Origin of the sequence: Breoghania sp. JC706 (genome assembly GCF_037026715.1) — a bacterium.
Classification (GTDB): Bacteria; Pseudomonadota; Alphaproteobacteria; order Rhizobiales; family Stappiaceae; genus Breoghania.
Window position 1 is genome coordinate 173,916 of sequence record NZ_JBANCG010000001.1, and the last position, 20,004, is coordinate 193,919.

15 protein-coding genes are annotated in these 20,004 nt (G+C 64.6%); 10 read left to right on the forward strand and 5 right to left on the reverse strand.

Annotation, left to right across the window (positions count from 1 at the left end):
* The 4 genes from metF (at window position 1) to V2L18_RS00800 (ending at window position 7,521) form a co-directional block, all read left to right on the forward strand.
* A complete protein-coding gene (gene metF / locus V2L18_RS00785; protein ID WP_336175765.1) occupies window positions 1–915 on the forward strand; it encodes a methylenetetrahydrofolate reductase [NAD(P)H] in 915 nt (304 codons plus the stop codon).
* A 16-nt stretch (window positions 916–931) separates the two neighbouring features.
* Window positions 932–4,651: a methionine synthase gene (metH, locus tag V2L18_RS00790; RefSeq protein WP_336175766.1), complete on the forward strand. Its 3,720-nt coding sequence runs from the start codon at window positions 932–934 to the stop codon at window positions 4,649–4,651.
* A gap of 566 nt (window positions 4,652–5,217) precedes the next feature.
* Window positions 5,218–5,832 carry an NAD(P)H-dependent oxidoreductase gene (locus V2L18_RS00795; protein ID WP_336175767.1) on the forward strand — a complete coding sequence of 205 codons (615 nt, stop codon included), beginning with the start codon at window positions 5,218–5,220 and terminating at the stop codon, window positions 5,830–5,832.
* A 624-nt stretch (window positions 5,833–6,456) separates the two neighbouring features.
* Entirely contained in the window at window positions 6,457–7,521 is a 1,065-nt protein-coding gene (locus tag V2L18_RS00800) for a DUF2336 domain-containing protein (protein WP_336175768.1), read from the forward strand.
* Between the two features lie 124 nt (window positions 7,522–7,645).
* Here V2L18_RS00800 and V2L18_RS00805 read toward each other — a convergent pair whose 3' ends face one another.
* The 3 genes from V2L18_RS00805 to V2L18_RS00815 all read right to left on the reverse strand — a co-directional run bounded on the left by V2L18_RS00805 (window position 7,646) and on the right by V2L18_RS00815 (window position 12,654).
* Window positions 7,646–8,830, reverse strand: a complete 1,185-nt coding sequence (locus V2L18_RS00805) for an osmoprotectant NAGGN system M42 family peptidase (RefSeq protein WP_336175769.1) — start codon at window positions 8,828–8,830, stop codon at window positions 7,646–7,648.
* Between the two features lie 244 nt (window positions 8,831–9,074).
* Window positions 9,075–10,856 carry an N-acetylglutaminylglutamine synthetase gene (gene ngg / locus V2L18_RS00810; protein ID WP_336175770.1) on the reverse strand — a complete coding sequence of 594 codons (1,782 nt, stop codon included), beginning with the start codon at window positions 10,854–10,856 and terminating at the stop codon, window positions 9,075–9,077.
* A 22-nt stretch (window positions 10,857–10,878) separates the two neighbouring features.
* Window positions 10,879–12,654 (reverse strand): N-acetylglutaminylglutamine amidotransferase, encoded by a 1,776-nt coding sequence (locus V2L18_RS00815; RefSeq protein WP_336175772.1) that lies wholly within the window; start codon window positions 12,652–12,654, stop codon window positions 10,879–10,881.
* Window positions 12,655–12,810: 156 nt separating this feature from the next.
* Between V2L18_RS00815 and V2L18_RS00820 the strand changes: the two genes are divergently transcribed.
* Complete coding sequence (locus V2L18_RS00820; RefSeq protein WP_336175774.1) at window positions 12,811–13,320, forward strand: MarR family winged helix-turn-helix transcriptional regulator; 510 nt, start codon at window positions 12,811–12,813, stop codon at window positions 13,318–13,320.
* 188 nt (window positions 13,321–13,508) lie between these two features.
* Here V2L18_RS00820 and V2L18_RS00825 read toward each other — a convergent pair whose 3' ends face one another.
* Together V2L18_RS00825 and V2L18_RS00830 are read right to left on the reverse strand one after the other, a co-directional pair.
* Window positions 13,509–14,099, reverse strand: coding sequence for a hypothetical protein (locus tag V2L18_RS00825; protein ID WP_336175775.1), 591 nt, complete (start codon window positions 14,097–14,099; stop codon window positions 13,509–13,511).
* Window positions 14,100–14,672: 573 nt separating this feature from the next.
* Entirely contained in the window at window positions 14,673–15,701 is a 1,029-nt protein-coding gene (locus V2L18_RS00830; protein ID WP_336175776.1) for a hypothetical protein, read from the reverse strand.
* Between the two features lie 340 nt (window positions 15,702–16,041).
* On the opposite strand from V2L18_RS00830, the gene arsC reads away from it, so the two are divergent.
* The 5 genes from arsC (at window position 16,042) to V2L18_RS00855 (ending at window position 19,983) form a co-directional block, all read left to right on the forward strand.
* Entirely contained in the window at window positions 16,042–16,452 is a 411-nt protein-coding gene (arsC, locus tag V2L18_RS00835; RefSeq protein ID WP_336175778.1) for an arsenate reductase (glutaredoxin), read from the forward strand.
* 391 nt (window positions 16,453–16,843) lie between these two features.
* A complete protein-coding gene (locus V2L18_RS00840; RefSeq protein ID WP_336175779.1) occupies window positions 16,844–17,458 on the forward strand; it encodes a HupE/UreJ family protein in 615 nt (204 codons plus the stop codon).
* A 6-nt stretch (window positions 17,459–17,464) separates the two neighbouring features.
* On the forward strand, window positions 17,465–18,265 hold the full coding sequence (locus tag V2L18_RS00845) for a hypothetical protein (protein ID WP_336175781.1): 801 nt from the start codon (window positions 17,465–17,467) through the stop codon (window positions 18,263–18,265).
* Between the two features lie 34 nt (window positions 18,266–18,299).
* The gene (locus V2L18_RS00850; protein ID WP_336175783.1) at window positions 18,300–18,902 is read left to right on the forward strand and encodes a DUF1007 family protein; all 603 of its coding nucleotides are present in this window, start codon (window positions 18,300–18,302) and stop codon (window positions 18,900–18,902) included.
* Window positions 18,903–18,999: 97 nt separating this feature from the next.
* Window positions 19,000–19,983, forward strand: coding sequence for a zinc-dependent alcohol dehydrogenase family protein (locus tag V2L18_RS00855; protein WP_336175785.1), 984 nt, complete (start codon window positions 19,000–19,002; stop codon window positions 19,981–19,983).
* Window positions 19,984–20,004 lie beyond the last annotated feature (21 nt).

A 20,004-nucleotide genomic window follows, 5' to 3' on the forward strand; every position in this document is an offset into this window, starting at 1 on the left:
ATGATCGAACACGCCAATGAACTACACGCCCGGCAGACCGGGGCAAACGATATCCGGGTGTCCTTCGAGTTCTTCCCGCCCAAGAGCGAGAAGATGGAGGAAACGCTTTGGCAGTCGATCACCAAGCTGGCGCCGGTGTGTCCTGACTTCGTGTCGGTGACCTACGGTGCCGGCGGCTCTACCCGCGAGCGCACCCACAACACGGTCGCGCGCATCCTCAAGGAAACCGAGCTGCGCCCCGCCGCCCATCTGACGTGCGTCGATGCCACGCGCGGCGAGGTCGATGAGGTGATCCGAGCCTATTGGGAACTGGGCGTGCGCAACATCGTGGCGCTGCGCGGCGACCCTGCAGCCGGTATCGGCACGGCCTATTGCCCGCATCCGGACGGCTACGTCAACGCCGCCGATCTGGTGGCCGGCATCCGCCGCATCGCCGATTTCGACATCTCCGTCTCCGCCTACCCGGAAAGGCACCCGGAAAGCGTGGACTGGGGCGTGGAGATCGACAACCTGAAGCGCAAGGTCGATGCGGGCGCGGCGCGGGCCATCACTCAGTTCTTCTTCGACAACGACCTGTTCGAGGCCTATCTGGAACGCGTGCGGGCGGCCGGCATCGACATTCCGGTCCTGCCGGGCATCGTGCCGATCCATTCCTTCAAGCAGGTGGCGAGCTTTTCGGCCAAGACCGGCACCAGCGTGCCCGACTGGCTCGCCCATCGCTTCGAGGGGCTCGACGACGACCCGGAAACCCGCAAACTGGTGGCGGCCACGGTTGCCGCCGAGCAGGTGATGGATCTGGTCGACCGCGGCGTCACCGATTTCCATTTCTACACGATGAACAAGGCGGATCTGGTTTTCGCGATCTGCCATCTTCTCGGCCTGCGCCCCAAGACACCGGAAAAGGAAGCCGCCTGAGCGGGCGGCGTTGATCATGACGCAAGACAATCCGACGTTGTCGCGCCTGAAGGCGCTGGCGAAAGATCGCATTCTGGTGCTCGACGGCGCCATGGGCACGATGATCCAGGCGCTGCGGCTGGAGGAGGCGGATTTCCGCGGCGAACGCTTCGCCGACTGGCCGCAGGACCTGAAGGGCAACAACGACCTTCTGTCCATCACCCGGCCGGCCGATATCGAGGAGATCCACTACAAGTATCTCGCCGCCGGCGCCGACATCGTGGCGACCAACACCTTTTCCTCCACCACCATCGCCCAGGCCGACTACGGCATGGAGGATCTCGCCTACGAGATGAACCTCGCCGGCGCGAAGGTGGCCCGCGCCGCCTGCGACCGCATGGAGACCGATGATCCCTCGCGCCCACGTTTCGTGGCCGGCGGCATCGGACCGACCAACCGCACCGCCTCGATCTCGCCGGACGTCAACGATCCGGGCTACCGGGCCGTGACCTTCGATGATCTCGCCAAGGCCTACGCGGAGGCCGCGCGCGGGCTCATCGACGGCGGTGCCGACATCATTCTGGTGGAGACCATCTTCGACACGCTCAACGCCAAGGCCGCGCTCTTTGCCATCGAGGAGGTGTTTGAGGAAAAGGGCGTGCGCCTGCCGATCATGATTTCCGGCACGATCACCGACATGTCGGGGCGCACGCTGTCGGGTCAGACGCCGGCCGCCTTCTGGTATTCGCTGCGCCACGCCGGGCCCTTCACCATCGGCCTCAACTGCGCGCTGGGGGCGAAGGAAATGCGCGCCCATATCTCAGAGCTTGCGCGCACCGCCGATACCTTCGTCTGCGCCTATCCCAACGCAGGCCTTCCCAACGAATTCGGCGAATATGACGAAAGCCCGGAGGCGATGGCCGAAATGCTCGGCGAGTTCGCGAAAGCCGGCCTCGTCAACGTGGTGGGGGGGTGCTGCGGCACGACGCCGGAGCACATCGCGGCCATCGCCGAGGCCGTTGCCCCGCACGCGCCCCGCAAGCTCCCCGAAATCCCCCGCCAGATGCGGCTCTCGGGCCTTGAGCCCTTCGTGCTGACGCCGGAGGTCAACTTCGTCAACGTCGGCGAGCGCACGAACGTCACCGGGTCCGCGCGCTTCCGCAAGCTCATCAAGGAAGGCGACTACGCCGCCGCCCTCGATGTCGCGCGCAACCAGGTGGAGAACGGCGCCCAGGTTATCGACATCAACATGGACGAGGGCCTTCTCGACAGTGAGAAGGCGATGGTGACCTTCCTCAACCTCGTCGCCGCCGAGCCCGACATCGCCCGTGTGCCGATCATGATCGATTCATCCAAGTGGACGGTCATCGAGGCGGGGCTGAAGTGCATCCAGGGCAAGGGCATCGTCAATTCGATCTCGCTGAAGGAAGGCGAGGAGGCCTTCATCCACCACGCGAAGCTCGCGCGCGCCTATGGCGCGGCGGTTGTCGTCATGGCCTTCGACGAGCAGGGCCAGGCCGACACGAAGGAGCGCAAGATCGAGATCTGCAAGCGCTCTTATGACGTGCTGACGCAAAAGGTCGGCTTCCCGCCGGAAGACATCATCTTCGATCCGAACATCTTCGCGGTCGCCACCGGCATCGAGGAACACAACAACTACGCCGTCGATTTCATCGAGGCGACGACGTGGATCCGCGAGAACCTGCCATACGCCCACATCTCCGGCGGCCTGTCGAACCTGTCCTTCTCCTTCCGCGGCAACGAGCCGGTGCGCGAGGCGATGCACTCCATCTTCCTCTACCACGCCATCGCGGCGGGCATGGACATGGGCATCGTCAACGCCGGTCAGCTCGCCATCTACGACGATCTCGATCCCGAACTCAGGGAGCGTGGCGAGGATGTGGTGCTGAACCGCCGCGACGACGCCACCGACCGGATGCTGGAGATCGCCGAGAAATTCCGCGGCGAGGGCGGCCAGAAGCGCGTCGTCGATCTCTCCTGGCGCGAGCTGCCGGTGGAAAAGCGGCTGGAGCACGCGCTCGTCAACGGCATCACCGAATATGTGGTCGAGGACACGGAGGAGGCGCGACAGAAGGCTGAACGCCCGCTGCACGTCATCGAGGGTCCGCTGATGTCGGGTATGAACGTGGTCGGCGATCTCTTCGGCTCCGGCAAGATGTTCCTGCCGCAGGTGGTGAAATCCGCCCGCGTGATGAAGCAGGCGGTGGCCTATCTCATGCCCTACATGGAGGCGGAGAAGCAGGAGGGCGATCGCTCCAACGCCGGCAAGGTGTTGATGGCGACGGTGAAGGGCGATGTCCACGACATCGGCAAGAACATCGTCGGCGTTGTCCTCCAGTGCAACAATTTCGAGGTCATCGATCTCGGCGTTATGGTGCCGGCGGCAAAGATCCTGGAGACGGCGAAGGCCGAGAAGGTGGATCTCATCGGGCTCTCCGGCCTCATTACGCCGTCGCTCGACGAGATGTGCCATGTGGCGGCCGAAATGGAGCGCGAGGGCTTCGACGTGCCGCTTTTGATCGGCGGGGCGACGACGAGCCGCGTGCATACGGCGGTCAAGATCCATCCGAACTATGCGCGCGGCCAGGCGATCTACGTCACCGATGCCAGCCGCGCGGTGGGGGTTGCCTCGAAGCTGATGGGCAAGGGGCGCGACGCCTACTATTCGGAGATCCGCGAGGAATACGCGAAGGTGGCCGAAAGCCACGCGCGCGGGCAGGGCGGCAAGCAGCGCGCCTCTATCGAAAAGGCGCGCGAGAACCGTTTCGTGCCGGATTTCGCAGACTACACGCCGAAAAAGCCGTCCTTCCTCGGCACGAAGAAGATCGAGGACTATCCGCTCGACGATCTCGTCTCCGCCATCGACTGGACGCCGTTCTTCTCATCGTGGGAGATGAAGGGCACCTATCCGGCGGTCCTCACCGACAACACCTTCGGCCCGGCCGCGCGCGCGCTTTTCCAGGACGCCCAGAAGATGCTGGAAGAGATCGTGGAGAAGAAGCTGCTGAGGGCCAATGCGGTCGTCGGCTTCTGGCCGGCAGCCGCCGAGGGCGACGACATCGTGCTCTACGAGGACGAGGCGCGCACGAAGCGCCTTGCCACGCTGCACACGCTGCGCCAGCAGATGGTGCGTTCGGGTGGCGGGCGCAACAACATGGCGCTGGCCGACTTCATGGCACCAGCCGACAGCGGCATTCCCGACTATATCGGCGGTTTCGCGGTCACGGCAGGGCTCGGCGAGGAGGAACTGGCCAAATCCTTTGCCGACAGGCACGACGACTATTCCAAGATCCTCTCGCAAGCCTTGGCCGACCGGCTGGCGGAGGCGTTCGCCGAACGGCTGCACCAGAAGGTGCGCACCGAACTCTGGGGTTATGCGGACGATGAAAAGCTCTCCAACGAGGAGCTGATTTCGGAGGCTTACCAGGGCATCCGGCCCGCGCCGGGCTATCCGGCCCAGCCGGACCACACCGAGAAGGCGACGTTGTTCGAAATTCTCGACGCGGAAGCCGCCACCGGCATCCGCCTGACCGAGAGCTTTGCGATGTGGCCGGCCTCGTCCGTTTCGGGTCTCTACTTCGCCCATCCCGACAGCCACTATTTCGGCATCGGCAAGATCGAGCGCGACCAGGTGGAGGACTACGCCGCGCGCAAGGGCTGGGATGTGGACGTGGTGGAGCGCTGGCTGGCACCGATCCTCAACTACAACCCGCACGCCCGCGAGGCGGCGGAGTAGGAACGGCTTCGGAGCGGGTTCGCTCTGATCCGGTGGTTTTCATCCTTCGAGACGGCCTTTCAGGTCTCCTGAGAGTCTGGCCCGAAAATGGTAACCGGTTCTTCGCGTCGAAGTCTAAGCGCTTTCATACCCCTCCATCGTCATCACCCGGCGAAGTCCGGGTGATCCAGCGCGCGCCCCGAATGCTGCGGCTGGAGGTGGATTGCCCGGACTTCGCCGGGCAATGACGGCGGTGGGGCATGAACGTGAAAGATTAAAAGCGCACAACCCGATACCAATTTCAGGCCTCCTCAGGATGACGTTGTGTGTGGTGATGGCTTTACTGAAATAGCAGCACACACAACGTCATCCTGAGGAGCCGTCGCAGACGGCGTCTCGAAGGATAGGCCACAACCACCCGCCGCAGCCATGCGTTCCCGAACCACCCCACGAGACCTCCCGCCTCGTCAATTCCCCGGTGTGAACAATGTGTTCGAAAAACAAGGGCTTATGCTGCGGCGAAACATGAGTAGAACGTCCGTTTGACACAAACCCGCCCTCCCATCCGGGTTCAAACGGAAGAAAACATGTCTCTCACCATCCTCAAGGTGGACTCCTCCGCCCGTGGCGAAGCTTCCACCTCTCGCGATCTTGCCAACCATCTCGTCGACACTTTCAAGGCGAAGCATGCCGGTCTCACCACGATCACCCGTGACGTGGCCGAAGGCCTGCCGGTCGTGAATCCGGCTTGGATCGGCGCCAACTTCACCGATGCGGACAAGCGCACCGACGCTCACAAGGCGGCGCTCGCGCTGTCCGACACGCTGATCGGCGAGCTCAAGGCCGCCGACGTCGTCGTCATCGGCGTGCCGGTCTACAATTTCGGCATCCCGGCCGCGCTCAAGGCCTGGGTCGATCTCGTCTGCCGCGCCCGCGAGACCTTCCGCTACACCGAGGACGGTCCGGAAGGCCTGCTGAAGGGCAAGAAGGCGTACCTCGTCTACGCCTCCACCGGCGTGCCGCTCGATTCCGAGGTCGATTTCGCCGGCCGTTACATGCGCCAGATGCTGAGCTTCGTCGGCATCACCGACGTGACCGTGATTTCGGCCGCCGAGCAGCTCTTCCGCGAGGAAGAAGCGCGCGAGAAGGCGCGCGGACAGATCGCGGAAGCCGTGAACAGCTTCGAAACCGTCGCAGCCTGAAAGCCAAGAGGGGGCGTCGGATACGGTGCGGCCCCTTCTGCTGAACATGAAAAAGGGGCGCCCGGCATGCCGGTGCGCCCCGAAACTCATTCAAACATCCGATTCCGAGACGACTTCATCGGGCCACTACAGGACGCCTACGACGATAGCGACGACGAACGTTAACGCGGCGCACACGATGATTAGGCCGAGACTGCGGTCCAGAGTCATTGCAATGCCTCCCTTTCGGACTGCCTATAAGTGTTAAGAGTAGGTGTGCGGAAGCCGGTTGAGAAGCATAAATGATGTTGCTGTGCAGCAACATGCCGGCGGCAAACGCCGGCAGCGTCATTCGGTGCCGCGATTCAAAGCGTTAGCAAAAGTGTCGCAGGGACACTCCTGATCCTGCGTTGGTCGTTTGCCGGGGCGGAAAAAACGTCCGGCGACGTTAATCCTTCCTGAAGTCATGAAAAGTAGGCTATTTGGTTGGAAACCAGCATCGTTTCGGCTCAAGGCTTTTGACAATGATGCTTCTCGGGATGGGTCTCGGGGTGGTTCTTGGAAGGCGCTCTCGGTGAGAGCGGTGTCCGATCGGGTCGAACGGGGCCGGCCGGAAGGGCTCCAGACAGCTGATACGGGTTGAGAATGCAGGCTTTCGATCGTTTGACCGAAATGGCACGCAGCGGCGACGAGATCGACCGCAATGCGCTGATCGACGTTTTGACCGACCTGTTCCTCGCCGTGGAAGGCTCCAAGGCGGAGGAGTTGGCTCAGGTCTTCGGCAACGTGGTGCTCGGTTTCATTGGCCGGCTGGAGGATTCCGCCCGTCTCGCGCTTGCCGAACGCGTCGGCGATCACCGCCTCCTGCCGCGCGAACTGGCGCTGCGGCTGGCGGAGGACGAGCTTCTGGAGATCGCCGTCCAGATCCTGACGAACTCGCCGGTACTCGATACCGAGGATCTGGTCGATCTGGCCGAGCGCAAGTCCCAGGACCATCTGAAAGCGCTGGCCGCCCGGCTCAACCTGGAAACCCCGGTTACGGACATTCTCGTGCGCCGTGGGACCAACGATGTCCTGCGCACCGTCACCGACAACCGCTCGGCCTCGCTGTCGGGCGACAGTTTCGATGCGCTGGTGGCGAAGTCGCGCAAGGACGAGGAACTGCAGGAAGCCCTGGTGCGTCGCCCCGATCTCCCGCCCGATCCCGCGCGTCGGCTCATTCCCTTCCTCTCCCGCCAGATTCGCGGCCGGCTCGACAGCATCGCCGGGCATCCGCGGCTGATCCAGCTTCTCACCCAGTGCATGGCGGACGAGGTGAAGGCGCAACTGCGCGATCTCGGCGCCTCGCAGACCCAGACCGAAAACGCCCTCAATGCGGTCACCTCCGGAAAGGCGACGCTGGACGAGGTAGCTATCTTCTTCGCCAAGAACGACAAGCCCGTCGATCTGGCGCTGTTGTTCTCGCGGGTCGGCAATGTGGCGGAAACGGTGACGACGCGGCTTGTGCTGAAGGGCGACGACGCGCCGCTCGTGCTGCTGTGCCGGGCGTTGAACCTGTCGCCGGAGGCGTTTTCGCAGGTCGTGAGGATGCGCTCGCGCCGGCTGCGCCTGACCGGCCAGCAGGCCCAGGAAAGCCTCAAGCGCTACGACGAGATGACGCCCGAAAAGGCCCGCGCCATTCTCTCCGGCAGCCACAAGGCGGCGGAGTAGCGCGGCGGCGCCACTGGACTGTTCGCTCCCCGTTTCCGATGATCGCGCAAGCGACCGTCTCGACGGATGGGCCACACCCGACAATCCATATTCGCAGACCAGGCCGCATGTCCGGCGAGGGGGCCTACTCCTCCGCCTCGTATTCGCTTTCCACTTCTTCCGGCTCGTCGATCTCGGGCGTCAGATATTGCTCGGCCTTGTTCATCGGCTGGCGGGTGAAGCCTCTGAGGCCGGCGTGCTCCTTGGCATCGCGGCGGATGGCGACGGGGCTCAGCGCGAAGGCGCCGGTCAGCTCCACCAGCGAACGAAGCGCGTGGAAATGGATACGCTCGTAGCCGTGGCTGGCATCCACGCCGAAGGTCATCAGCGCCGTGCGCACATCCGCGCCCGCCTCGATCGCGGAGGCCGCATCCGAGCGGTAGTAGCGGAACACGTCCTTCTGGTAGCGGATGTCGTTGTCCCGGCACAGCTGCACCAGCTTGCGGGTCAGATGGAAATCGAACGGGCCGCTCTGGTCGGCCATGGAAATGGTCGCGCCGAACTCGTCGGAATTCTGTCCCGGCGCGGTGGTGCCGTTGTCGATGGCGATCAGCGAGGCGACGTCGGGGGTCAGGATCGAGGACGCGCCGTGGCCCACTTCCTCCGCGATGGTGAAGATCCAGAAGATGTCGACCGGCGGCTTCTCGCCCGCCTCCACCAGCGCCTTGGCCGCGGCCAGCATGATGGCGACGCCGGCCTTGTTGTCGAGGTGACGGGAGACGATGAAGCCGTTGTCCATGAATTCCGGTTGCGGATCGATGGCGACGATGTCGCCGACATCGATGCCGAGATGCTCCAGATCGGCCTTGTTGCGGGCCAGCGCATCGACGCGCAGCTCGACATGTTTCCAGCCGATCGGTGCGGTGTCGACCTCGTCGTTGAACGTGTGGCCCGATGCCTTGGGCGGCAGGATGGTGCCGCGATAGGTGCCCTGTTCGGTAAAGATCGTGGTGCGCGCGCCTTCCGCAAAGCGTGCCGACCAGTGCCCGATCGGCACCAGCTCCAGCCTGCCGTTGTCCTTCAGGTACTTCACCTGTGCGCCGAGCGTGTCGACATGGGAAACGAAGGCGCGCGCCGGGCGGCGGCTGCGGCCGGGCAGCAGGGCACGCACGGCGCCGCGCCGGGTCAGCTCGTAGGTCAGGCCGAGCCGGCCCAGTTCCTCGCACACGTGCCGGGCGATCGCGTCGGTGTAGCCCGTGGGGCTCGGGATCGCGAGCAGGTCGCGCAACGTCTTGGCGAGATAGTCCATATCGACGGCCAGCAGCGTCATGGCGATAGCGTTTCCTCGTTGTCTCGTTCGTCACGGCCGGGCAGGAGCCCGGCTTTTGCCTTCGACAGGGGCTCTGTCGGGTTCTCTTGCGGTGGCCCATCCTTCGAGACGCGCTCTTGCGAGCGCTCCTCAGGATGACGTTGTGAATGTTGACGGATCTGCTTTTCTCTCAACACACACAACGTCATCCTGAGGAGGCCGCGCCAGCGGCCGTCTCGAAGGATAGGCCACCAAGACCCATTCCCTATTTCCGCCTTGCCTCGCGGCTTGCTTGCGGGATCGACAGCGGGAACAGCAGATCGACGAAGCGCTCCGCCGTCGGCTGCGGTTCGTGATTGGCGAGCCCCGGGCGCTCGTTCGCCTCGATGAAACGATAGTCGGGCAGGCGCGGGCTCTTGACCATCAGGTCGATGCCGGTGACCGGAATTTCGATGGCGCGTGCCGCGTTAATCGCCGCCTCGATCAAAACGGGGTGCACCTCGCCGGTCACGTCGTGGATGGTGCCGCCGGTGTGCAGGTTGGCGGAGCGGCGCACGATCACGTCCTTGCCTTCCGCCAGCACCTCGTCCAGCGCATGGCCGGCGGCGGCGAGGCAGCGCTCGGTTTCCTCGTCCACGGGAATGGAGGATTCCCCGCCCGTCGCCGCCTGTCGGCGCCGGCTCTGCTTGGCGATCAGCTCCGCGATGGTGGAGCGGCCGTCGCCCACCACCAGCGGTGGCCGGCGCATGGCTGCGGCAACCACCCGATAATCGATGACGACGAGGCGCAGGTCGTTTCCTTCCACGAATTCCTCAAGGATCACCCGGTCGCAGAGCTTGCGTGCGGCTTCGATCGCGGCCTCCACCTCCTCCATCGTGGAGAGATCGATGGCGACGCCGCGCCCCTGTTCGCCGCGCGCGGGCTTGACCACGATCGCGCCGTGTTCGCCAAGAAAGGCTTCTGCCGGCGCGATGTCCTCGTCCGGGCCGATCTCGATCTGGGCGGGCACCTTCACGCCGGCGCGCTCCACCACGCGCCGGGTGACGGCCTTGTCATCGCAGATGGAGACGGCGACGCCGGAGGTGAATTCCGACAGCGACTCCCGGCAATGGATCGAGCGGCCGCCATAGGTCAGGCGGAAGAAGCCGCCCTCCGCGTCGGTCACCTCGACATGAATGCCGCGCCGGCGCGCCTCGTTGACGATGATCTGGCCGTAGGGGTTCAGTTTCTCTTCGGTTGCGGGGCCTGCATAGAACTTCTCGTTGATCGGGTTCTTGCGCTTGACGGTGAAGAAGGGCACCCGCTCGAAGCCCAGCTTTTCGTAAAGCGCGATCGCCTGATCGTTGTCATGCATGACCGAGAGATCGAGGAACGCGCAGCCGCGGGCCTGGAACTGCTCGATCAGGTGGCGCACCAGCACCTCGCCGATGCCGCCGTGACGCGCCTGCGGAGCGACCGCCAGGCACCACAGCGAGGAGCCGTTGGTCGGATCGCCGAAGGCGTGGCGGTGATCTATGCCGTAGACCGTGCCGATGATCTCGTCGGTCTCCGCATCCTCCGCCACCAGAACGGTGATCGCCTGGGCGGATCGCTTGGACCAGAAGAACTCCGGCGGCACGGTCACCATGCCGCGCGTCTGGTAGATGACGTTGACGGCCTGCGCATCGGCCTCCGTCGCCAGCCGGCGGACATGGAAGCCCTTGTGGCCGCGTCGCGCCGGGCGATAGGTGGCGAGGTTGACGCGGTAGGTGTGGGAGGGATCGAGAAACAGCTCCTGCGGCGCGCACGACAAGAGCACATGCGGATCGCGCACGTAGAAGGCGATGTCGCGCCGGTCGGGGCCTTCCTCGCGCAAGGTGGCGGCGAGCTGCTGCGGGTCCTCGAAGGTCTCGGCGAAGATCAGCCGACCCCAGCCGCAATCGATGGAGGCGTTCTTGCGCGTCTCCGTCGTCTCCAGCGGCGGCTTCAGCCCCTGGTCGCGCATGCGGCGTAGCCGGTGGTCGTAGGAGGCCTTGGCCCGGCGCCGCGTCTTCTCCTGCTCGCTCATGCTCTCAAACCCCCGCTTGTGCTCAAAGTCCCTGAGCCTGCAGCCACATCTCCAGAATGGCCACCTGCCACAATTCGGATCCGCGAAGCTTGGTGATGTGCTCCGTGGGGTTGGCGAAGAGTTCGTCCAGGTAGCTCTGCCGGAACAGGCCGCGCGAACGCGCCTTGTCGTTGGTCAACGCATCGCGCACCATGTCGAGATAGGGACCCTGGATGTATTTCAGCGCCGGAACGGGGAAGTAGCCCTTCGGCCGGTCGATGACGTCGGCGGGCACCACCTTGCGCGCGGCTTCCTTCAGCACGCCCTTGCCGCCCTGGTCGAGCTTGAACTTCGCCGGTATGCGGCCGGCAAGCTCCACCAGTTCATGATCCAGGAAGGGCACGCGCGCCTCCAGCCCCCAGGCCATGGTCATGTTGTCGACGCGCTTGACCGGGTCGTCCACCAGCATGACGTTGGTATCGAGCCTGAGCGCCTTGTCGACCGGATCGTCCGCCCCAGCGGCCGCTAAATGCGCCTCCACGAAGGCGAGGCTCTCGTCGCGGTTCGCCATCACGTGCGGCTGAAGATGCGTGGCAAGCTGTTCGTGCGTACGGTCGAAGAAGGCGTCGCGGTAGGCGGAGACGGGATCGGCTGCGCCCTGCAACGGCGGATACCAGTGATAGCCGCCGAAAACCTCGTCCGCGCCCTGTCCGGACTGCACCACCTTGATGTGCTTGGAGACCTCGCGCGAGAGCAGGAAGAAGCCGATATTGTCATAAGATACCATCGGCTCCGACATGGCGGCGATCGCATGGGGCAGGTTCTCCATCATCTCGGTCGACTTGATGAAGATCTTGTTGTGCTTCGTGCCGAAGTGGTTGGCGATGAGGTCGGAATAGACGAACTCGTCGCCCTTCTCGCCGTTCGCCTCCTCAAAGCCGATGGAGAAGGTGGTGAGCCCCTTCTGCCCGGCCTCAGCCAACAGACCGACGATCATGGACGAGTCCACGCCGCCCGACAAAAGCACGCCGACCGGCACGTCGGCGACCATGCGGCGGTCGACGGAAAGGCGCAGCGCCTCAAGCACCCTATCGCGCCAGTCGTCGGCGGAACGGCGCATGTCCTCCTCGGAGCGTTCGAACACCGGCTTCCAGTAGGTGGTGTCCTTGTGCGATCCGTCCGGCTCGATCACCCGGATGGTGGCGGCCGGCAGCTTGCGCACGCCCTTCAGGATCGTGCGCGGGGCCGGCACCACGGCGTGCCAGGTCATGTAGTGATGCAGCGCGACCGGATCGATGTCGGTATCCACGTCGCCCGCGGCGAGAAGGGCAGGGAGCGTGGAGGCAAACCGAAGGGTCTTGCCGGTCTCGGCGAGGTACAGCGGCTTGATGCCGAAGCGGTCGCGCACCAGGGTCACCCGGCCGCTGTCGCGCTCGTGGATGGCGAAGGCGAACATGCCGTGCAGCTTCGCAACCGCGTCGGGCCCCCATTCGGCCCACGCCTTGATCAGCACTTCCGTATCGCCGGTGGAGGCGAACACGTGCCCCTTGCCCTGCAATTCGCGGCGCAGTTCCTCGTAATTGTAGATGCAGCCGTTGAACGCGATGGTGAGCCCGAGCCCGGTATCGACGAAGGGCTGGGCCGCCTTTTCCGACAGGTCGATGATCTTCAGCCGGCGGTGTCCGAGCCCCACGGGCCCGCGCGTCACGATGCCGGCGCCGTTCGGCCCGCGGGGGGCCATTGCGTCGGTCATGCGTTCCAGTCGGGACGCGGATGCCGGGGCACCGTCGAAGTTGATCTCGCCGCAAAGTCCGCACATGGCTGGTCAGGCACCTCTCGATTTCATTTGACGCGATATAGTTAGAGGCATATCGATTAGAGTTCAAACGATATATGGAATTCGCCCTTGGCAACGCTTCGCGACACGAACCCGCACGCTCCGCGCGCCGGCACGAGCGGGAAGGATCTCGCCGACATGTCCCCAGAATTGCCCGCCGACATGCGCCCCGGTATTCCCGACGAGGCGGCCGGGGTGTTCAAGTCCATCCGCCGCATCGTGCGCTCCATAGACCTGCGCTCGCGCGAGGTGGCGCGCGCGGTGGGGCTTACGATCCCGCAGATCGTCGTCTTGCAGGCGGCGCACGACATGGGCGAGGTGACGACGCGGGCGATTTCGGAGCGTTCGGATCTGAGTTCCGCCACGGTGGTCACCATCCTGGACAAGCTGGAGGCGAAGGGGCTGGTGGAGCGTTACCGTTCCTCAGACGATCGCCGCATCGTGCATACACGCGTAACGGAACGCGGCCGCGAGGTACTTGGTTCCGCGCCGCCGATGCTGCACGACGACTTCCGCCAGCGCTTCGCCGCCCTGCCGCCGGAAAAGCGCGCGGCTCTGCTGGCCGCGATGAAGCAGGTGGCCGACATGATGGACACCAAGGGCTTCGACGCCGCCTCGATGCTGGTGGTGGGGGAGAGGCTGGGGTAGGGGGAATTCGTTGGGCGGGCGAATGTGCGCGTTGCCCATCCTTCGAGACGGCCCTTGCGGGCCTCCTCAGGATGACGTTGTGTGGGCTGAAACTTTGTCCAAAAATTGCAACACGATAACGTCATCCTGAGGAGGGCGCGAAGCGACCGTCTCGAAGGATGGGCAACAGGCACTGGCCCGGCAGCCGCCTACTGCGCGACCACGACGAGAGGCGGCGGCGGGATCTGGCGTGGGCCGATCGGGGCGGCGGTACCTGAGACGTGGGCGCGACGCGTGACATCACCGCGCCGCAGTGCTCTCGTTCCGTGCCGGGCGGCGTAACGCCTCGAATATTCTGCCGCGATCTTGTTTGCGATCCTGCCGAAGCTCGCGCGCAACGAGTAGTAGCCACCGAGGTTGAAGGCATTGCCAAGATCCGGCCTGCCGCTGTCGGAAGCGGTGAAGCGATAGGTTTCGCCGGCCAAAGCTCCTGTCCCCATAATTGTCCCCTTGACGCGGCTTCTGCCAAGCATGAACGGTCCCTTTGGGGCAACGTACTTCGCGCTCTCCACGCGGACGATCAGGTCGCTGGAAGGGGCGGAGGCGGGGATCTGGGCGTTGATGTCGTCGGCGACGGCCTGCAGGCTTGCGCGCAACTGCGCGGCGATCGTCGCGCCACCCTCATGAGCGGAAGGCTCCACGATCACCCGGTCGATCCGGTAAGCGGACCCGGTGGTGCTCGTGTGCTGGCAGGCGGCGAGGATGAGCGTCAGAAAAGCCGCAGTAATGAGGCGAAGCATGACTGGACGTTTCCTTCCGTCGGCAATTGGAAGATGTCGCCGGCAGGAGCCGGGCGCCGCATGAAATACTCTGAATATCGACAAAAATGCCAAGTGCATCGAAACCAATAGAAATATCGGCTTTCGAATTGGTTAAAAGGGACAGGCTATGGGCGCTGCGCTTCGAAAAGGCATTTGGCGTGAAGGCCGACACATTGCTGCGCATGCAGACGGCCTATGATCTCGCCCGGGCGCGGGAGAGCGAGGCGGAGATCAAGGTCACGCGGCTTGGGGCTGTGGTTTGAGGGGGCGCGGCGAGTGCGACTGAAGCGTTCGATGGCGCTGCCGCGTGGTTGCCTATGTGGTCGTTAGCATGTGGATCGACGAATTGGAGAGGATGGTTGTTTTGTGTTCCGATTTCGGTCGTACACAAGCTTGGACCCAATTCCTGGAAGCAGCCATCCGCGGCACTCCGCACCAAGGTCCTGAATGGGTGGTGAGCGGAATGGTGGCTTTCGGAGAGCAACCCTCAAAAGCAGACCTTCAATGGCCTACGGCTGGCAACCCGTCTCAGCACGGACGCAAAAGTTGTCGTTACCGGATCCCCGAAATATGCTTGCAGTAAGCTGCTAAAAAATTCCGTGCGATCATATCTGCTCGGCAAAACTGATCAACGGTAAGCCCAACGGCCAACCACTCTTTGAATACCTCTGGTTTGTCTCTGCCTGGATGACTGAGATTGCTTGAACGTAAACGATATAGGTTTACGGCCTGATCCCTAACTATGTCGGGCAATCCTAATACGGGGGAGACCGCTGCAATCGATGGCAACATGTTGACTAGTCCGATTCTCCGGAGTTCCGTTGATGCTTCCCGAATAGCTTCCGGCTTGTTTGCCCGCTTTGGAAGAGTCTCGGCGAACTCTGCCGCAAATTTCCGCTCTTCATGTCGGATACTGTCTGCTCGTTCGCGTCGTATCGAGCTCAGCATACCGGTGACTATCGCTTCAATACAGAGGGCGTAGTGCTGAAGGATCGAACGCTGAAGCGGTTTCGCCCCGGCGGTATTCTGTAGTTGCCATGCCGTCAGTAGATGGATGTACGCGTTCTCGGCAACTGAATCTGTCTCGGTGGTCAAGAATAGTGTCCGGGCCTCGTTCACGTCGGTCTCGAGCAAAGGGTCCGGCTCCTGGAACATCGTGAGCTTGGCGGTTTGCGACCAAGCGGTAATTTCTTGTTGCTCGCCTACGCGACGAAGCTTGCGAAGCTCAGCATGATAACGCCTACCAGGAATCGAGAGACTCAGGGACAGAAGCAGTCTGTCAGCTATACGCTGCGCAATATCGGACGCTTCATCGGCGTTCGCTGCCTCGACATCGATTTGAAGGCGGTGCCGGCTTTGCACCTCCTCCCGTGGAGGGTAGGCGATGACGTGGGAATCGAGTGACGCATCCAGCTTGAGGACAGGCGGTCGTCTCGTTTTTGCTTCTTGAAAGTCTGCCTCAGACAACGGCGCAAGGACAATGTGATCCGAAAATTTAAGCTCACTAAGCGGAAGCTTCGGTCCTGTTACAACCCACCACGTTTGCCATCGCTCTATGTTATTTACTGTTTGAGTTTTCAATGCCGTCCTCCCCGTCAGTGTATCTCGGAATTAACAATTTTCGTGTCGCTTCTCTATGGTGAAATTTCACTGACGATGCTAACTCGCACTCGAATGTCCGCTCTCGGTGAGACGTTATAGGCTCGGTTTGAACCGTGATAGGGTCGAAATCTGCCACCGTCCGGATCTGTATGAATGTCAGCTTCGGCGATATGCTGCTTCTAAGCCGTCAGTCCCCTCCCGGCCCCATACCCGCCAGTCCTCAACTTCACAGCAAGCCCCCCCCAATCCTCCCTTCCCCAAAGTCCGTTTCCGGGTTACCTGATAGCCTCCGTTGAACTGTCCATGCCCGGAGCCCGCCATGTCCGTCACCATCTACCACAACCCCAAATGCGGCACGTCGCGCAATGTGTTGGCGATGATCCGGGAAAGCGGCGAGGAGCCGGAGGTTGTCGAGTATCTGAAGACCCCACCCTCGCGCGGGACGCTGGTGGGCCTCGTCAAGGCCATGGGCGTGCCCGTGCGCGCCGTCCTGCGCCAGAAGGGCACGCCCTATGACGAACTCGGCCTCGATGATCCGAAGTGGAGCGACGACGAGCTGATCGACTTCATGATGGAACACCCGATCCTCATCAACCGACCCATCGTCGTGACGCCGAAGGGCGTGAAGCTGTGCCGGCCCTCGGAAACAGTGCTGGAGCTTCTGGACAGCCCCGTCGCCGCCTTCACCAAGGAAGACGGCGAGGTGGTCGGGGCGAAGGGCGGAGCCTGAACGGCGCGCGCACGTCCGCGCGTACCTCATTCGAGCGCCATCACGCTGGCGGGCGAGGGCGCCCCTCGCGGTGTCTGTGTGCCCTTGTCGCCCCGTGCGGGACGGCCTCCTGCCGTTTCTGATGCCGCCGCGATCCGTCTCTCTTTCCCGCCCCGTCGTTCATGCGCGCCCTTCGCCACAATCCGGACATAACGTTATAACATTACGGTTTCGGGGTTGCGACGTGAGACGCGGCGGGCCGTTCGGTCTTGCGGGCACTCATCGTTGCCGGAAACGTTGACCAGCCGCACCTGTCGGGCGGCTGCGCGATACCGGCGCGTGTGAGCCGTGAGGAAGCCGGGCCCTGCCGTCGTCGCTCCGTCTTCGGGCGGAGCCGGAGAGGGGACTGCGCATGCGTCGAAACGGGCGGAAGAGCGGGCTTGCGTCCGCGGGCCTTGTCACCACCTTGTCGGGCCTTGCGGTGCTGGGGCTCAGCGCTCCGGCCGCAGCCCACATCATCCAGGGCGGGGCGGGCGGTTTCACCAGCGGCTTTGAACATCCGCTCACCGGGGCGGATCATTTCCTTGCCATGTTCGCGGTCGGCCTGTGGGGCGCGCAGATGGGCGGGCGTCCGGTGTGGAGCCTGCCCGTCGCCTTTCCGCTGATCATGGTCGTCGGCGGCATCATGGGCATTCTCGGCGTGCCGATGATCGGCATCGAAACCGGCATCGCCCTGTCGATCCTGGCGCTGGGGCTGGCGATCGCCTTCGCCTGGCATCCGCCGGAATGGGGCGCGCTGGCGCTCATCGCGATCTTCGCCATCTGTCACGGCTACGCCCACGGCGCGGAACTGCCGCGCGCCGCCGATCCGGCCGACTATGCCATCGGCTTCGTGCTCGCAACCGGCACCATCCATCTGATCGGCATCGGCGTCGGGCTCGGGCTCCAGCGCATTCACGAAGGCCGGCTGTCGCGGGTGCTGGGGGCGGCGATCGCGCTCGGCGGCTGCTATTTTCTGGTCACGTGACGCGGCATGGCCGGCACCTTCACCCCCAAGGCCCGATGGATCGGCCCGGCGCTGGCGCTTGTCGGTGTCGTGGCGATCCTCGTCGTCGCCTTCGTGCTGCCCAAGCGCTCGCTGCTCGACTGGTGGATCGTTACCACTGTGCTGGCGCCGCAGCAGGTGCTGCCGCTCGTCGGGCTCGCCATCGCGCTCGGCCTTGCCGGGCGGGGCGTTCTGGTTGCCGGACTTGCGGCCTTCGCACTCGGGCTCGCCGCAGGCCTCGCGAGCGAGGCGTTCCTGCTCGGGCTTGCCGGCGGCCTGCCTGATCCCGCCGGCCTCGTCACCCCGGCGGCGTCCATCGTCGTCGGTCTCGGGCTGCTGGGGCCCCGCCGGCTTCGTGCCGGGCTCGTGCCCGCGGCGGCGTTGGTCGCGGGCGGGCTGTGCGGGCTGTTCCTGCGTCTCGGCGATCCGAGCCTGCGCGATCCGGCCTTCCCCATTGCCGGGGCGGCCGTGGTCTGCTGGCTCGTGCTTGCCGTGGCGCTGACGGTTCGGGTGCTGCGCCAACGCTGGTTCGATGTGGCCGGCCGTATCGCCGGAAGCTGGCTCGTCGCCATCGGCCTCATGCACGGCGGCGCGGTGATCGCCCAAGCGGTGCGCATCGAGCGGATGCCGCCCGCGCCAATGACGCCCACATCTCCCGCAGCCCGGCCGCCCGATCCCGCCGCGCCCCCGGGCGTCGATCCGGGCACGTTCTTCCCCAATCCCGACGCGTCCGACCCCCTGCCGGGGACGGACCGCCCGCACGGTTTCGATCCCGCGCGCCAACCCTGAGGCCCGGGCTTCAACCCCGAGGAGGGTTTTCAAGGTGAAACGGCACATCGCGGCACTTGCCGCCGTCATCGCGGTCCTTGGGGCGGGCGTCATGCCCGCTGCGGCCCATACCGTGACCCAGCTCGTCTATCGCGTCGCCTTTCCGTTTTCCGGCTCCGTGGTCAAGGCCGTGGACGAGGCCTGGACGCTCGACGAGGGCACCAGCGCGCAGATCTTCAAGACCTACGATCGCAACGGCGACGGCACGTTCGACAAGGCCGAAAGCGCGGCCGCCGGCGCCGACATCATGGGCAATCTCGCCTCCAGCGGCTATCTGACGGCGGTGCAGGTGGCAGGCCGCTCGCCCGGCGTCCTGAAGCCGTTCGGCTTTCGCGCCTATGCGTCGGGGCCGATCGTCATCATCGCCTTCGGCCTGCGCCTGCCGCAGCCGGTCGATCCGGCCCGCACGCCGCTCACCGTCACGGTGCGCGATCCCGATTTCGTCATGGATGTGGAACCGGCGCAGGACAAGCTGGCGATCGTGAAGGATGCGCCGGCACAAGCTTGCGCGGCCTCGATCGCGCCGGGCCCGGCCGGCAGCTACCCGCGCTTTGCCGTTGCGCCGCAGGTGATCACGCTCAGCTGCGGCGCGCGGTGATCGTCCGTTACGCCCGTGACGCACGGATGCCGCTTGCCTTGCGGTGCCGGAAGGTTTCCGATGTCCGTGGTAGCCGTATCGGGAAGAGGAGATCGGCATGAAGGCGATGGTGCTGGAAAAGGTCGGCGCGCCGCTCGTCGCAAGGGAGCGGGCAACACCGCAGCCTGGGCCCGGCGAGATCCTCGTTGCGGTCTCAGCCTGCGGCGTCTGCCGCACGGACCTGCACGTGGTCGATGGGGAATTGCCCGATGTGCCGGTGCCCATCGTGCCGGGGCACGAGGTTGTCGGCCGCGTGGCGGCGCTCGGGGCAGGGGTGACAGCGTTTTCGCCGGGCACGCGCGTCGGCGTGCCGTGGCTTGGGCACACCTGCGGCGCGTGCCCCTATTGCGAGAGCGGGCGCGAAAACCTGTGCGATCATCCGGGCTTCACCGGGTACACGCGCGACGGCGGCTATGCCACGCATATCGTGGCGGATGCCGACTATTGTTTCGCACTGCCCGATGGCTACACCGATGCGCAGGCCGCGCCGCTGCTGTGTGCCGGGCTCATCGGCTATCGCACGCTGAAGCTTGCCGGCCCTGCGAAGGTCATCGGCATCTACGGCTTTGGCGCGGCCGCCCACATCGTCGCCCAGCTCGCGCGCCACGAGGGCCGCACCGTCCATGCGTTCACCCGGCCGGGGGATGCGGCCGCGCAGGATTTCGCGCGAAACATGGGGGCTGCGTGGGCCGGCGGGTCGGACGAACCCGCGCCGGAACCGCTCGATGCGGCGCTGATCTTCGCTCCTGTCGGCGCGCTCATTCCCGTTGCGCTGAAACAGGTGAAAAAGGGCGGGGTGGTGGTTTCGGGCGGTATCCACATGTCGGATATCCCGAGCTTTCCCTATCGCGACCTGTGGGAGGAACGGGTCATCCGCTCGGTCGCCAATCTCACGCGGGCCGATGCCGTGGAGTTCCTGGCGCTGGCGCCTGTGGCGGGCATCCGCACCGAGGTGACGGAATATCCGCTTGAAAGCGCCAACGAGGCGCTGGCCGATCTGCGCGAAGGCCGGCTGTCGGGGGCGGCGGTGCTGGTGATCTGAGTGGGCCGCCCGCATCGCGCA

Bases quoted from the DNA above. Each gene is read 5' to 3' on its own strand.
- V2L18_RS00820 (WP_336175774.1), top strand. From the start codon at position 12,811: ATGTCCCCAGAATTGCCCGCCGACATGCGCCCCGGTATTCCCGACGAG.
- V2L18_RS00805 (WP_336175769.1), bottom strand. From the start codon at position 8,830: ATGACGCTGCTGGCCGTCGATATGGACTATCTCGCCAAGACGTTGCGC.
- V2L18_RS00815 (WP_336175772.1), bottom strand. From the start codon at position 12,654: ATGTGCGGACTTTGCGGCGAGATCAACTTCGACGGTGCCCCGGCATCC.
- metH (WP_336175766.1), top strand. From the start codon at position 932: ATGACGCAAGACAATCCGACGTTGTCGCGCCTGAAGGCGCTGGCGAAA.
- V2L18_RS00855 (WP_336175785.1), top strand. From the start codon at position 19,000: ATGAAGGCGATGGTGCTGGAAAAGGTCGGCGCGCCGCTCGTCGCAAGG.
- V2L18_RS00825 (WP_336175775.1), bottom strand. From the start codon at position 14,099: ATGCTTCGCCTCATTACTGCGGCTTTTCTGACGCTCATCCTCGCCGCC.
- ngg (WP_336175770.1), bottom strand. From the start codon at position 10,856: ATGAGCGAGCAGGAGAAGACGCGGCGCCGGGCCAAGGCCTCCTACGAC.
- arsC (WP_336175778.1), top strand. From the start codon at position 16,042: ATGTCCGTCACCATCTACCACAACCCCAAATGCGGCACGTCGCGCAAT.
- metF (WP_336175765.1), top strand. From the start codon at position 1: ATGATCGAACACGCCAATGAACTACACGCCCGGCAGACCGGGGCAAAC.
- V2L18_RS00795 (WP_336175767.1), top strand. From the start codon at position 5,218: ATGTCTCTCACCATCCTCAAGGTGGACTCCTCCGCCCGTGGCGAAGCT.
- V2L18_RS00840 (WP_336175779.1), top strand. From the start codon at position 16,844: ATGCGTCGAAACGGGCGGAAGAGCGGGCTTGCGTCCGCGGGCCTTGTC.
- V2L18_RS00800 (WP_336175768.1), top strand. From the start codon at position 6,457: ATGCAGGCTTTCGATCGTTTGACCGAAATGGCACGCAGCGGCGACGAG.
- V2L18_RS00845 (WP_336175781.1), top strand. From the start codon at position 17,465: ATGGCCGGCACCTTCACCCCCAAGGCCCGATGGATCGGCCCGGCGCTG.